Source organism: Allobosea sp. TAB14 (assembly GCF_052113865.1).
GTDB lineage: Bacteria > Pseudomonadota > Alphaproteobacteria > Rhizobiales > Beijerinckiaceae > Allobosea > Allobosea spartocytisi.
The window spans coordinates 1-12,393 of sequence record NZ_JBFRDQ010000034.1 but is presented as its reverse complement, the minus strand read 5'-3'; the positions used below and the strand labels follow the sequence as shown (position 1 = coordinate 12,393).

Below are 12,393 nucleotides of genomic sequence, written 5' to 3'. Positions count from 1 at the left end.
TCAGTTGGTGGCGCCGAGATGGCTGGCGAGACTGTCGAAGGCGGCGAGCGTGGTCTTGGAGCGCCGCAGCGGGCTCGTGACCTGCACGGCGATCTTGCCGTCGACCCGGCCGACGCGCCCCTCGGTCACCATGAAGTCGCCGCAGCGCAGCGACACGGCCGAGTCCGGGCGGGCGTCGAACATCAGCGTGTCGCCGATCTCGAGCTGCATCACGCGCTTCAGCGGCATCCGGGTTTCGTGCAGCACGCAGGTGACGTCGACATCGGCCTGCCAGACCTCGGTGGCGAGGTGGTTTTCCCAGATCGGATCGCGCCCAAGCTTCTCACCCATGAAGCTTTCGAGCAGCAATTCACGGATCGGCTCGATGGTCGCATAGGGCAGGAGGATGTGCAGCGAGCCGCCCCGGCCTTCCATGTCGAATTTGAGCTCGACGCGGATCGCGGCATTGGCCGGSCGCGAGATCGAGACGAAGCGCGGGTTCGACTCGACCCGGTCGATGGTGAAGGTCACCGGCGAGAGCGGCTTGAAGGCGGCCTCGGCGTCGCCGAGCACGAGCTGGATGACGCGGCGGATCAGCTGGATCTCGATCGAGGTGAAGGGGCGGCCGTCGACGCGCGGGGCGGGCTGGCCGCGCTTGCCGCCGAACATCGTGTCCAGCACCGAATAGGTGAGGGCGGTCTCGATGGTGACGAGGCCGAAATTATCCCATTCCTCGGCCTTGAACACCGAGAGCAGCGCCGGCTGCGAGATCGAGTTGACGTAGTCGCCGAAGCGCACCGAGCGGATGCTCTCCAGCGTCACCTCGACATTGTCGGTGAAGAAGTTGCGCAGGCTGGTCGAGAGCAGGCGCACGAGACGCTCGAAGATGATCTCGAGCATCGGCAGGCGYTCATAGGCGACCGAACCGGAATCGACGATCGCCTGGATGCCGTTGCGCGAGGCGCTGTCCTCGGCGCTGGAGAAACCGAGCATCGTGTCGATTTCGTCCTGCGACATCAGGCGGTCGGTGCCGCCTTCCTGCTCGCCATCCTCCTCGAAGGTGGCGGGCATCGTCGACCACTCTGCCGCCATCGTCTCGGGCGTCAGCGGCTGGTCGCGGGGCTTATCCGGATTGTCGCGTTCGAGGCTCATCGGGATGCCGTCACTTCGTTGCGGTCGTCGGGGCGATTGGAGGCGCTCATTGCACCAGCAATTCCTTGAACAAAACGGCGTCCACCTTGGCGGGGTAGACCGTCATGTTGACCCGGCGCAGGAGCTCCTCCTTCAGCCGATACATCCCGGCCGAGCCATCGAGGTCGGAGGGGCGCAATTCGCGCATGAAGATCTGGAAGGCGTCCTCGACACGCGGCAGCAGCGGCTTGACCTCCTCGGAGACCTTGGCATCGCCGATCTCGAGCACGACCTTAATCTTCATGATCGGCTGACGGTCCTGCTGGCCGCCATTCGACATGCCGATCATCATGTCCTTCATTTCGAGGAAGGTGGCGGGCTTCTTGACCTTGGCGGCGGCCTCTGCGGCCTGCTCTGCCGAGGGCCGCTTGAACAGGAACCAGTAGCCTCCACCGCCGGCGGCGGCCAGCAAGGCGACGGCGGCAATGACGATGACGAGCTTCTTCTTGCCGCCTTTCGCCGCTTCCTGGCCGGAGGCGCCTTCGTCTTCGGTCTTGGCTTTCTTCGCCATCTGCTTCAGCCCCGGGCCGTCCGGCCGGCGTCCTGCCGACCTCTCCCGCACCATCTCCAATCACGGTTAACGTCCCGTTAAGGGCGGCAGATTTTGCCGGGCCATTCTTGCCGTTGCGAACGGTTGTGCCGGGTGTCGGCATTGATCTGGCACTAAGAAAACCGTTTTAAATCAATATCTTGCTTGAGTTAACCATGCTGGCACGGCGCTTGCCGAGTGTCCGGTGTGGCGACTGCGCTGGGGAGCGTCGAGGTCGCCGCGGGACATATCGGGAGTTAAGCCGTGGAGAACGCCTCTCTCATCGGCCTTTCGCGCCAGGTCGCCCTGTCGCGGGAGCTGGACGTCATCGCCAACAACATGTCGAATGTCGGCACGAGCGGATTCAAGGCGCGCAGCGCGCGCTTCAGCGAATTCGTCATGCCGAAAGCCAAGGCCGAGGCCTTCAAGCCGGCCGACCAGGCGCTGTCCTATGTCATCGACAAGGGCACGCCGCTCGACCTTTCGCAGGGTGCGACCGAGTTCACCGGCAACCCGCTCGATGTCGCGCTGAAGGGCGACAACTTCCTGGTCGTGCAGACGGCCGGCGGCGAGCGCTACACCCGCGCCGGCTCGCTGACGATCAATCGCCAGGGCCAGCTCGTGACGCAGTCCGGCCAGACCGTGATGGGGGAGGCGGGGCCGATCACCTTCGGCAACACCGAATTCGACATGCGCATCGCCGCCGACGGCACGGTGACGAGCGACCAGGGCACGCGCGGCAAGCTCCGGCAGGTTCGCTTCGCCAATCCGACTGCGCTGGTGAGCGAGGGGACGAACCTGTTCTCCTCGCCGACGCCGCCGCAGGCCGTCCCGGCAGGCACGCGTCTGGAGCCCGGCTCGATCGAGCGCTCGAACGTCAAGGCCGTCACCGAACTCACCCGGCTGATGGAGGTGCAGCGCGCCTACCAGAACGTCGCGAACATGATCAGCCGCTCCGACGACCTGCGCAGCAAGGCGATCTCGCGCCTGGCTGACCAGCAGGCCTGAGCCGGAAAGGAACCCCTCCCATGCGCGCCATGCAGACAGCCGCCACGGGCATGATGGCCCAGGAGATGAACGTCCAGGTCATCTCCAACAACATCGCCAACGTCCGGACCACCGGCTACAAGCGCCAGCAGATTCACTTCCAGGATCTGCTCTACGAGAATTTCCGCCGCGCCGGCTCGGCCAGCTCGGACCAGAACACGCAGGTTCCGGCCGGCACCTTCATCGGCTCGGGCGTCAAGACGGTTTCGACCGGCCGCGTCATGACGCAGGGCAACATCAGCCCGACCGAGAAGCCCTATGATCTGGCGCTGCGTGGCGAGGGCTTCTTCAAAATCCGCATGCCCGACGGGCGGACGACCTATTCGCGCGACGGCTCCTTCGATCTCGATGCGCAGGGCCAGCTCGTCACCCGCGACGGCTACCTGGTCGAGCCCGGCATCACCGTGCCGAACAACGCCGCCTCGGTGAACATCAACGCCCAGGGCATCGTCGAGGCGACGATTCCGGGCCAGACCGCGCCGCAGCAGCTCGGCCAGATCCAGCTCACCCGCTTCGTGAACAAGGTCGGTCTCGAATCGATCGGCGACAACTTGTTCGTCGAGACGGCCRCCTCCGGCCAGCCGATCGACGGCTTCGGCGGCGGGGAGGGCTTCGGCACGCTGCAGCAGAACTATCTCGAAGAAGGGAATGTTCAGGCGGTCACGGAGCTCTCCTCGCTGATCGCGGCCCAGCGCGCCTACGAGATGAATTCCAAGGTCATCACCGCCGCCGACCAGATGATGTCGGCGACGACGCAGATGTTCCGCGGTTGATCGGGAGGGCCAGCACCATGATCCGCCTCACCCTCACAGGATTGCTGCTCGCCGCCGCGGCCTTCGACGCCGGCACGGCGCTGGCGCAGCAGCCTCGCGCACGGAGCGGGACCGCTCCGGTCGCCATCGCTTCGGCGGCCGCGACGCAAGCTGCCCCGGCCCCGGCCGTTGCAGCTGTTCCCACGCACAGGCTCGTCCTGCGGCCGGAGCTCAATCTCGTTCGAGACCTCGTCACCTATGGCGACCTGATCTCGGGGCTTTCCGGCGATCTCGCCGGCATGGCCGCCTTCCGGGCGCCGGCGCTCGGCGAGACCGGCACGATCCAGGTCGGCCGCATCGTCGAGGCGGCCCGTGCTGCGGGCGTGATCCGGGACGCGGCGGAGCTGGAGAGCCAGGGTTTCGCTCAGGTTGTGGTGACCCGCGCCGCCCGGCGGATCGGCGCCAACGAGATCGAAGCGGCGGTGAAGGCCGGGCTGCAGGAGCGCTTCGGCGTCGATGCCCGCATGTTCGCGCTCGCGATCGACGGTGGCGTGCCGCCCGTGGCGATCGAGCCGGAGCTGACCGGCGAGATCGCCGTGTCCGACCTCTCCTTCGATGCCCGCAGCCGGCGCCTCCAGGCGCGGCTCACCGTGCCCGGCAGCGCCGCCATGCGGCTGAAGCCGCTGCGCATCCTGGGCCAGCTCGTCGAGACGGTCGAGGTGGTGGTGCCCAAGCGTGCGATCGCGCGCGGCGAGACGCTCGGCCGGGACGATGTCATCGTCGAGCGGCGCCCACGTGACGGCCAGGGCAGCGAGCTGATCGGCGATTCCCGCGCCGCCATCGACAAGGTGGCGCGCCGGGCGCTGCTCGCCGGCGTGCCGCTGCGCACTGGCGACGTCCAGCGCGAGGAGATCGTCGCCAAGGGCGAACTCGTCACCATCGTCTATGAGGGGCCGGGCCTGCTCATCACCATGCGCGGCCGGACGAACGATTCCGGCGCGATGGGCGATGTCGTCTCCGTCACCAATCCCCAGTCCAAGCGCACGCTGCAGGGCACCATCACCGGCCCCGGCCGCGTCTCGGTCAAGCCGGCCATCGGCCGCATCGCCAGCGCCCAGTGAGTATCGTCGTGGAAAGCGTCATGATCCCGAACCGCATCCTCAAGCTCTCCGGCCTTTTGCTGCTGACCGCCTCGCTCGGGGCCTGCGGCGTCGGCGACCGGCTCGCCAATGTCGGGCAGGCCCCGACACTCTCGCCTGTCGAGGACCCGACCGCGGCGAAGGGCTACAAGCCCGTCCAGATGCCGATGCCGGCGATGGAGCACGCCTCCTTCGCACCGAATTCGCTCTGGCGCACCGGCTCGCGCGCCTTCTTCAAGGATCAGCGCGCCCGCAATGTCGGCGACCTCGTCACCGTCAAGGTCAAGGTCACCGACAAGGCCCAGCTCAACAACACGACCCAGCGCTCGCGCAAGAACGGCGAGGATTTCGGGGCGGCCAACACCTTCGGCTTCGAGAACAAGCTCGACAAGTTCCTGCCGGACGGCGCCAAGGCCGACTCGCTGCTCAAGCTCGATTCGGACTCGTCCAGCCAGGGCGCGGGCTCGATCAACCGCTCCGAGACGCTGGCGACCAATGTCGCGGCGGTGGTCACCCAGAACCTGCCGAATGGCAACTTGGTGATCGAGGGCAAGCAGGAGATCCGCGTCAATTTCGAGGTGCGCGAGCTGATCGTCGCCGGCGTCATCCGGCCGGAGGACATCGAGTCGGACAACACCATCGATTCGACCAAGATCGCCCAGGCCCGCATCGCCTATGGCGGCCGCGGCCAGATCACCGATGTCCAGCAGCCGCGCTACGGCCAGCAGGTGATGGATATCCTGCTGCCCTTCTGAGCCGCGCCGATCTTCCGAAATCCGGCCGGCGCGGAACGCTCCCCCTTGTCTCCGCTCCGGTTCGGCCGGTGGTTCCTCCCGAGCCGCCGACAGCCCCGGCCGCCCGCCACGCTCCCCAAGCTTCAAAGGCAGGCGGCCAGAAGCCCCGCGTCCTCCCGGCGCGGGGCTTTTCCATGTCAGTCGTCCTCGATCTTCAGGATCACCGCCTGATCCGGCCCGATGGCGCGGCCGTCCTCGGTGCGCACGTCGAGGCTCACGCGCTGGCCGGTTTCGCGCTCGACCAGGCGGGAATGCTTTTCCTCCGGCGCGAAGAGATGGCGCTCGCCGAACTGGCGCAGCGCGACCATGACCGGGAATAGGTCCTTGCCCATGGYGGTCAGGCGATATTCCACGCGCGTTCCACCCTCGCCCAGCGGAACCGCGTCGAGAATCCCGCTCTGGACCAATGTCTTCAGCCGATCGGTCAGGATGTTCCGGGCGATGCCGAGGCTTTTCTGAAACTCGCTGAAGCGGGTCATGCCGTCGAAGGCATCGCGAACGATCAGCAGCGACCACCAGTCCCCGATCACGTCCAGGGAGCGCGCGCTGGGACAATAATCCCCCTTCAGGCTCTTGCGAGCGACCATCAGCCCGTTCCCCACCCGCGGGCGATCGATCCGCTTCTTTTTGGTTGCATGATGAAACTCATATCGTTATGCCCAATTTGGTTTCATCATAAAACTGATATCTGAGGTCTGCAATGGATTTGGATCAGGACGCGGCGCTGCCCAGCGCCGCGAAGGAGAGCGTTCGTCCTTCAAACGGGGACGGGACCGTTCAGGCCGCGGACCGGGTCGCAGGGGAGGCGCCGCCCGAGATGCCTTCGCTGAATGGCCGCACCATTTTGCTGTTCGCGGTGGCGAGCGGGCTAGCCGTTGCCAACGCCTATTTCGCGCATCCGCTGCTCGATGTCATGGCCGACGATCTCGATCTGTCCCGCAGCGTCGCCGGGCTGATCGTCGGGGCAACGCAGTTGGGTTATGGGCTCGGCCTGCTGCTGCTCGTTCCGCTGGGGGATCTTCTCGATCGCCGCAAGCTGATCATCGGCCAGTCCCTGCTGTCCGTGCTGGCTCTTGCCTGTGTCGGCGTCTCGCATTCGGCTGCGATGCTGCTTGCCTCGATGGCGGCGGTGGGCCTTCTGGCCGTCGTGACGCAGGCTCTGGTCGCCTATGCCGCGAGCCTGGCGCGCCCGTCGGAACGCGGCCATATCGTCGGCGTGGTCACGAGCGGGATCGTCCTCGGCATCCTGCTGGCGCGAACCGTTGCCGGGTCTCTCACCGACCTGTCCGGCTGGCGAACGGTCTATTTCGTCTCTGCGGCTCTCACGATGGCGATCGTGCTGCTGCTCTGGAGAGTGCTGCCGCGGCAGGAGCGCAAGCCCGCCGGCTTGTCCTATGGGCGTCTGATCGCGTCGCTCGTCACCCTGATCGTCACGGAGCCCACCCTGCGCATCCGTGGGGTCATCGCCATGCTGATCTTCGCCAACATCACGACCTTGCTGGCCCCGCTCGTCCTGCCGCTGAGCGCGCCGCCCTTCTCGCTGTCCCATACGGAGATCGGTCTTTTCGGCCTGGCGGGCGCCGCCGGTGCGCTCGGGGCGACACGGGCGGGACGCTGGACCGATCGCGGCTACGGTCAACGGCTAACGGGGATCGCGCTCGCGCTGATGCTGCTGGCATGGTTGCTGATGGTCCAGCTTCAGCATTCGATCCTGTGGCTGATCGCCGGGGTTCTGGTGATCGATTTCGGCCTTCAGGCTGTCCATGTCACCAATCAGGCGATGATCTATCGCGTGCGGCCCGATGCGCAGAACCGCCTGACGGCGGCGTATATGACCTTCTATTCGATCGGCAGCGCGGCCGGTTCCTCAACCTCGACCGTCATCTATGCCCATGCGGGCTGGCCCGGCGTGTGCGCCGCGGGCGCGCTGATCAGTCTCGCGACACTGGCCTTCTGGGCCCTCACGCTGAAGTCCATCCCGGAAGCCGCGACGAGACGGATCTCCGGCTAGATGCGCGGACGGCGCTGCGGCCTCCCGAGCCGCCGACAGCCCACCATGCTCCCCGAGCTTCAAAGGCAGGCGGCCAGAAGCCCCACGTCCTCCCGACGCGGGGCTTTTTGCGGATGGTCCAACAAGCCCAGACATCAATTCGTGAGCGCGCCGCGGGCGAGACTGGCTGCCAGCGTCAGCATCATGACGCCGATGGCGAGGTCGAGGACGCGCCATGCGCCAGGCCGGGAGAACAGCGGGGCGAGGAAGCGGGCGCCAAAGCCCAGCGACGCGAACCAGGCAAAGCTGGCCATCACGGCGCCAGCCATGAAGGGGAGACGCTCCGTCGGCGGGAGACTCGCGCCGACCGCACCCATCAGCATCACCGTGTCGATGTAGACATGGGGGTTCAGGAAGGTGAAGGCGGCGGTTCCGGCGATGGCGGCGCCGAGGCTGATGCTGGCCTGCTGGTCAACAGTGAGCGCTGACGGATGGGCCGCCCGCCGGAGAGCCGAGGCGCCATACCAGCTGAGGAACGCCGCGCCTCCCAGCCCGAGGGCCAGCGCCCTCGCGGCCCTTGCCGCCGTGGTGCGCGAGGGCAGTTTCGAGAAGGCGGCTGCGGCACTCTGTGTCACGCCTTCGGCGATCTCCCAGCGCGTCAAAGGGCTGGAGGAGCGGGTCGGGGCAATCCTGCTGACGAGAGGTACGCCCTGCCGCCCCACTGCGATCGGCGCCAAGCTGTGCGCCCATATGGAGCAGGTCCGATTGCTCGAAAGCGAAGTCGTCCATGACCTGCCCGGATTGGCCGGTCAGGAAACCGGCCCTCATACGGTGCGTGTCGCCGTGAATGCGGACAGCGTCAGCACGTGGTTTCCCGCGGTGGCCACGCAATTCGCAGCGGAGACCGGCGCTCTGCTCGACCTCGTCCTCGAGGATGAGGCCCATACGGCCGAGCGTCTCCGCGCCGGCGAAGTTCTGGCCGCGGTCACAGCCGATCCCACTCCCGTTGTCGGCTGCAGGATCTATCCATTGGGCGTTATCGAATATGTGGCCGTCGCCAGCCCCGATTTCCTGGGCCGGTTCTTCGATGCGGGCGTCGATGCGGCCGGCCTTCGGCGCGCTCCGGTGCTGCGCTTCGACCGGCGGGACGAGTTGCAGTCCCGCTGGGCGCGGGCGGCCTGGGGAACGGAGATTTCATCCGCGATCCATTGGACGCCGTCGACCCARGGCATGCTGGACATGACGCTGGCSGGKYTGGGCTGGTCGATGGCGCCTTTGCCCCTCGCGTTGCCCCTGCTCGATTCCGGAAGGCTAATCGAATTGCCGCCTTACCGGCGGATCGCCGTCACACTCTACTGGCAGCGCACGAGACTGACGGCGCGCCTGCTCGACCGATTGACGGAAGCCGTGCGCTCCGTCGCGGCCCGAAGGCTGGCCCCGGTTCAAGCGCCGGAGCAGCTTCCCGGGCACGACTGACCGCTGTCCGGGTATCCGATGTTTTCCGGCGGGTGAGTCTATCGGGTTTCCGATGCCCGGCTACCGACGCAAAAGGCCCCATGCCTGTGGGCATGGGGCCTTTTAGAGAATGCCGGAAGACTGTCTGCCGCGACTCAATCGTCCCTGAAGACCCGCTCGTTGCGCTCGTGGCGCTCTTGGGCTTCCAGCGAGAGCGTGGCGATCGGGCGGGCTTCGAGGCGCTTCAGCGAGATCGGCTCGCCGGTTTCCTCGCAATAGCCGTAGGAGCCGTCGTCGATGCGGGCGATCGCCGAATCGATCTTGGCGATGAGCTTGCGCTGGCGGTCCCGGGCGCGCAGTTCGATGGCGCGGTCGGTCTCGGAGGAGGCCCGGTCGGCGATGTCGGGGTGGTTCTCGCTCTCGCTCTGTAGGGCGACGAGGGTCTCCTTCGCCTCCTTCAGGATCTCGTCCTTCCAGGCGAGGAGCTTGCCACGGAAATACTCGCGTTGACGGTCGTTCATGAACGGCTCGTCATCGCTCGGCTTGTAGTCCGCATCGAGGATGATCTGCTTCGACATGGGCGCGCTCTCTTGCGTTGTCCGCTCACGCGCCCTTCGGCTTTGCCGCGGGAGGGTGAGCCGATTTCGCGCCCTTATAGCGATCCGTTTCAAGCGGAACAATCGCTTCCGACACAGCTTCAACCGCTTCGTGATTGACGTCGGTCAAAAGGCGGATTCTGCCGGCTTTTCAGCTGAATCCGCCTCAATCCATCGCCCGGATCGCTGCGGCGATGTCGTCCTCAATCAGCCGGGCGATCGGCTGACGGTAATGTGTGTGGTCGAAGAAGAGATTCGAATCGTGCAGTTCAGGGCGGTCGATGCGCCAGTTCAGCAAGGTGGTGAGGGGCCTGCGGGCCGCGAAATCGCTGAAGGCCTTGAGGCAGGCGGCCTCGGCCGCGCCGTCAGGCGTGCCCGGTTTGGGAAGAGCAGAGACATAGACCGGCGGCCGAACGAGGATGAGCTTTGTCTCGGGCGGGGCCGATTTCATCATCGCCTCGAGGGCGGCTGCAGCGGGGAAGGGGCCGCTGGCATTGCCGCCGCCGGTCTCGGCCGGCGTTTCGAGTTTCTCGCGCAGATCGGGCCGGGTCGCATAGCCCTGGGCACGGTAGCTTGCCTCATAGTCCCAGTACCCGTCGGGCCGGCCGCGCTCGGCCGTGGACGAAGTCAGATAGGCGATCCGCCGCGGGATCTCCTCGACCAAATCGTAGCGCATCAGCTTGGCGAGATATGCTGTCAGGCTGCGGCTGAGCAGCCAGAACGGAAAGGACTTGTCGTTCGGCAGCGCCGGGTCCGGCGTGCACCAGAACGCGTCGACGCCGACGACGATCGCCTGCGGGGGCGTCGCCTGGTGATGGCGCAGGAACCAGTCGATGGTGAGTATGATCTCCTTCGGGCGCGTCGCGGGGGCCGCCAGTGAGACGAGCGGGATGTCGGTCTTCGCCTTTAGATGCTCCGGCGAGAGGAGCTGGACATGCGAGTTGCCGAAGATCGCGCCGGTGAATTGCGGGTCGCGGCCGCGGCTCGCCAGAGCGGTGCGCGGTCCCTGCGGGCGCACGCCCTCCTTGAGCTTCAGCGGTGAGCGGCCGGTATCATAGGGGTCGAGCAGGAAGGCCGTCACGAGGAAGACGGCGGCGAACAGCGTCGCGGCAGCGAGTAGCGTCGCAGTGAAGCGCTCCCATTGCGTCCGCCCGGCCATGCCCGGGGTCTCAGAACTGGAAGTAGATGAACTCATAATTGGCGTCTTCGCCGATCTTGAGCAGGATGATGACGAACAGGAGGCCGCTCAGCACGGCGATCCAGCGCGCCGGCGGCAGCTTGTGGACGAGGCTCCAGGCTGTCGGGCCGATGATGGCGAAGGCTGCGGCCGGCAGCAGTGCGCGCCATTTGAGGCCGGTTCCAATGGGTGCGAGGCCGAACAGCCCCTTGTAGATGGTCACCGCCGCGTCGAAGCTCGTGGCGCGGAACAGGACCCAGCACAGCACCACGAAGAGGAAGGTCAGGAGCCAGCCGAGAGGGGCGGGCATCGGCAGCCCGGCGCGACGCCAGAACAGGGCGACGATCAGCGCCAGCCCATGCGCGACGCCCCAGGCGACAAAGTGGAGGCCGGCCCCGTGCCAGAGGCCGCCGAGCGCCATGGTGGCGAAGAGCGCCCAGAGCTGCGTCGGCAGGCCGGATCGGGAGCCGCCGAGCGGGATATAAAGATAATCGCGCAGGAAGCGCGAGAGCGTCATGTGCCAGCGCCGCCAGAAATCCTGGATCGAGACCGAGCGATAGGGCACMTCGAAATTCTGCGGCAGCACGACGCCGAAGAGCAGGGCGAGGCCCAGCGCCATGTCGGTATAGCCGGAGAAGTCGAAATAGATCTGGAAGGTGAAGGCGAGAGTCCCCTGCCAGGCTTCCATCACGCTGACGACCTTGCCGGCCGCGGCGGCCGCGAAGACCGGGTTGGCGTATTCCGACAGCGGGTCGCCGATCAGCACCTTCTTGGCGAGGCCGAGGGTCAAGAGCATCAGCCCGCGCCCGATGCGCTCGGCGGCGTCGGGCCGCTGATAGGGGCGCTCGTCGAGCTGGTGCATGATCTCGCGCCAGCGCACCAGCGGGCCGGCAAGCACCTGCGGAAAGAAGGCGATGTAGAGCGCRTAGCGGACGAGATCGTAGCGCGGCGCCTCGCCGCGCCGCAGATCCGTCAGGTACATGATGTGGTGGAAGGTGAAGAAGGAGATGCCGAGCGGCAGCGCGATGTCGAATTTCGGCGCCGGCAATCCGGGAATCATTCCAGCGAGATCGGCGAAGAAGTTGAAGTATTTGAAGACCGCCAGAACGGCGAGGTTGAGCAGGATTGCGAGCGTGATCAGCCCGCTGGCCTTGGTCTTCTGAAAGCTTTCCGCGATCAGCCAGTTCACGCCGATGGACAGGACCAGCAGCGGCAGGAAGCGCCAGTCCCAGTAGCCGTAGAAGGCGAAGGAGAGCAGCACCAGCACCGGCAGGCGCAGGCGCGGCGCGAAGCGCTCCGCCAGCCAATGCAGAGCGAGCGCCAGCGGCAGGAAGGCAAGCAGGAAGACGAACGAATTGAAGAGCATCTGGCAGGCGGATTGAAAGGATGGTTTCCGCCTTAGACCAATATTTCCGGCGAGTCATGTGATGCATCGACGCGCTTGTTCCGACCTCGCGGGGCAAGGGAGTGCCCACCAAATTCAATCAATCGATTGATTGAATTTGGTGGTTATGGTACGCTTCAGCCATGCCAGCGCTCTCTCTCGACGATCAAGGAACCCGCACGGCTCTGATCAGGGCTGGACTGGATCTGTTCGGGCGGCATGGCTTCGAGGCGAGCTCGATCCGGCAGATCGCCCAGGCTGCGGGCGTCAACAGCGCGGGCATYGCCTATCATTTCGGCGGCAAGGGCGGGCTGCGCGAGGCCTGCGCGCAATCCGTCGTCGAGACCATCCGGCAAAGGC

Annotated in this window: 14 protein-coding genes; 7 read left to right on the top strand and 7 right to left on the bottom strand. The window is 66.2% G+C overall.

Annotated features, from left to right (window positions below):
* Complete coding sequence (gene fliM / locus AB4Y99_RS07315) at positions 1-1,131, bottom strand: flagellar motor switch protein FliM (RefSeq protein WP_051987467.1); 1,131 nt, start codon at positions 1,129-1,131, stop codon at positions 1-3.
* Positions 1,132-1,177: 46 nt separating this feature from the next.
* The gene (fliL, locus tag AB4Y99_RS07310; RefSeq protein ID WP_038358623.1) at positions 1,178-1,681 is read right to left on the bottom strand and encodes a flagellar basal body-associated protein FliL; all 504 of its coding nucleotides are present in this window, start codon (positions 1,679-1,681) and stop codon (positions 1,178-1,180) included.
* A 282-nt stretch (positions 1,682-1,963) separates the two neighbouring features.
* Between fliL and flgF the strand changes: the two genes are divergently transcribed.
* The 4 genes from flgF to flgH all read left to right on the top strand — a co-directional run bounded on the left by flgF (position 1,964) and on the right by flgH (position 5,392).
* Positions 1,964-2,707 carry a flagellar basal-body rod protein FlgF gene (gene flgF / locus AB4Y99_RS07305; protein ID WP_441522857.1) on the top strand — a complete coding sequence of 248 codons (744 nt, stop codon included), beginning with the start codon at positions 1,964-1,966 and terminating at the stop codon, positions 2,705-2,707.
* Positions 2,708-2,727: 20 nt separating this feature from the next.
* Positions 2,728-3,519 carry a flagellar basal-body rod protein FlgG gene (gene flgG / locus AB4Y99_RS07300; RefSeq protein WP_441522856.1) on the top strand — a complete coding sequence of 264 codons (792 nt, stop codon included), beginning with the start codon at positions 2,728-2,730 and terminating at the stop codon, positions 3,517-3,519.
* 647 nt (positions 3,520-4,166) lie between these two features.
* Positions 4,167-4,619: a flagellar basal body P-ring formation chaperone FlgA gene (gene flgA, locus AB4Y99_RS07295; protein ID WP_441522868.1), complete on the top strand. Its 453-nt coding sequence runs from the start codon at positions 4,167-4,169 to the stop codon at positions 4,617-4,619.
* A 20-nt stretch (positions 4,620-4,639) separates the two neighbouring features.
* Entirely contained in the window at positions 4,640-5,392 is a 753-nt protein-coding gene (flgH, locus tag AB4Y99_RS07290; RefSeq protein WP_051987465.1) for a flagellar basal body L-ring protein FlgH, read from the top strand.
* Between the two features lie 176 nt (positions 5,393-5,568).
* On the opposite strand, the gene AB4Y99_RS07285 is transcribed toward flgH, so the two are convergent.
* Positions 5,569-6,018 carry a winged helix-turn-helix transcriptional regulator gene (locus tag AB4Y99_RS07285; RefSeq protein ID WP_441522855.1) on the bottom strand — a complete coding sequence of 150 codons (450 nt, stop codon included), beginning with the start codon at positions 6,016-6,018 and terminating at the stop codon, positions 5,569-5,571.
* A gap of 230 nt (positions 6,019-6,248) precedes the next feature.
* On the opposite strand from AB4Y99_RS07285, the gene AB4Y99_RS07280 reads away from it, so the two are divergent.
* On the top strand, positions 6,249-7,442 hold the full coding sequence (locus AB4Y99_RS07280; RefSeq protein WP_441522854.1) for an MFS transporter: 1,194 nt from the start codon (positions 6,249-6,251) through the stop codon (positions 7,440-7,442).
* A gap of 134 nt (positions 7,443-7,576) precedes the next feature.
* Here AB4Y99_RS07280 and AB4Y99_RS07275 read toward each other — a convergent pair whose 3' ends face one another.
* Positions 7,577-8,056, bottom strand: coding sequence for a LysE/ArgO family amino acid transporter (locus AB4Y99_RS07275; protein WP_441522853.1), 480 nt, complete (start codon positions 8,054-8,056; stop codon positions 7,577-7,579).
* Here AB4Y99_RS07275 and AB4Y99_RS07270 point away from each other — a divergent pair.
* Entirely contained in the window at positions 8,010-8,897 is an 888-nt protein-coding gene (locus AB4Y99_RS07270) for a LysR family transcriptional regulator ArgP (RefSeq protein ID WP_441522852.1), read from the top strand. The two genes, AB4Y99_RS07275 and AB4Y99_RS07270, sit on opposite strands and share 47 nt — an antisense overlap.
* Positions 8,898-9,031: 134 nt before the next feature.
* Here AB4Y99_RS07270 and dksA read toward each other — a convergent pair whose 3' ends face one another.
* The 3 genes from dksA to AB4Y99_RS07255 form a co-directional block, all read right to left on the bottom strand.
* Positions 9,032-9,454 (bottom strand): RNA polymerase-binding protein DksA, encoded by a 423-nt coding sequence (dksA, locus tag AB4Y99_RS07265; RefSeq protein WP_038358616.1) that lies wholly within the window; start codon positions 9,452-9,454, stop codon positions 9,032-9,034.
* Between the two features lie 184 nt (positions 9,455-9,638).
* Positions 9,639-10,631 carry a hypothetical protein gene (locus tag AB4Y99_RS07260; protein WP_441522851.1) on the bottom strand — a complete coding sequence of 331 codons (993 nt, stop codon included), beginning with the start codon at positions 10,629-10,631 and terminating at the stop codon, positions 9,639-9,641.
* A gap of 10 nt (positions 10,632-10,641) precedes the next feature.
* Complete coding sequence (locus tag AB4Y99_RS07255; RefSeq protein ID WP_441522850.1) at positions 10,642-12,015, bottom strand: MBOAT family O-acyltransferase; 1,374 nt, start codon at positions 12,013-12,015, stop codon at positions 10,642-10,644.
* A 161-nt stretch (positions 12,016-12,176) separates the two neighbouring features.
* On the opposite strand from AB4Y99_RS07255, the gene AB4Y99_RS07250 reads away from it, so the two are divergent.
* Positions 12,177-12,393 (top strand): TetR family transcriptional regulator (locus tag AB4Y99_RS07250; protein ID WP_441522849.1); only part of this gene is annotated, 217 nt, incomplete at its 3' end.

What these genes read in the sequence shown, in the direction of transcription:
- AB4Y99_RS07280 (WP_441522854.1), top strand. Translation starts at nt 6,249, where the DNA reads ATGCCTTCGCTGAATGGCCGCACCATTTTGCTGTTCGCGGTGGCGAGC.
- AB4Y99_RS07260 (WP_441522851.1), bottom strand. Translation starts at nt 10,631, where the DNA reads ATGGCCGGGCGGACGCAATGGGAGCGCTTCACTGCGACGCTACTCGCT.
- dksA (WP_038358616.1), bottom strand. Translation starts at nt 9,454, where the DNA reads ATGTCGAAGCAGATCATCCTCGATGCGGACTACAAGCCGAGCGATGAC.
- flgA (WP_441522868.1), top strand. Translation starts at nt 4,167, where the DNA reads ATGCGGCTGAAGCCGCTGCGCATCCTGGGCCAGCTCGTCGAGACGGTC.
- fliL (WP_038358623.1), bottom strand. Translation starts at nt 1,681, where the DNA reads ATGGCGAAGAAAGCCAAGACCGAAGACGAAGGCGCCTCCGGCCAGGAA.
- flgH (WP_051987465.1), top strand. Translation starts at nt 4,640, where the DNA reads ATGATCCCGAACCGCATCCTCAAGCTCTCCGGCCTTTTGCTGCTGACC.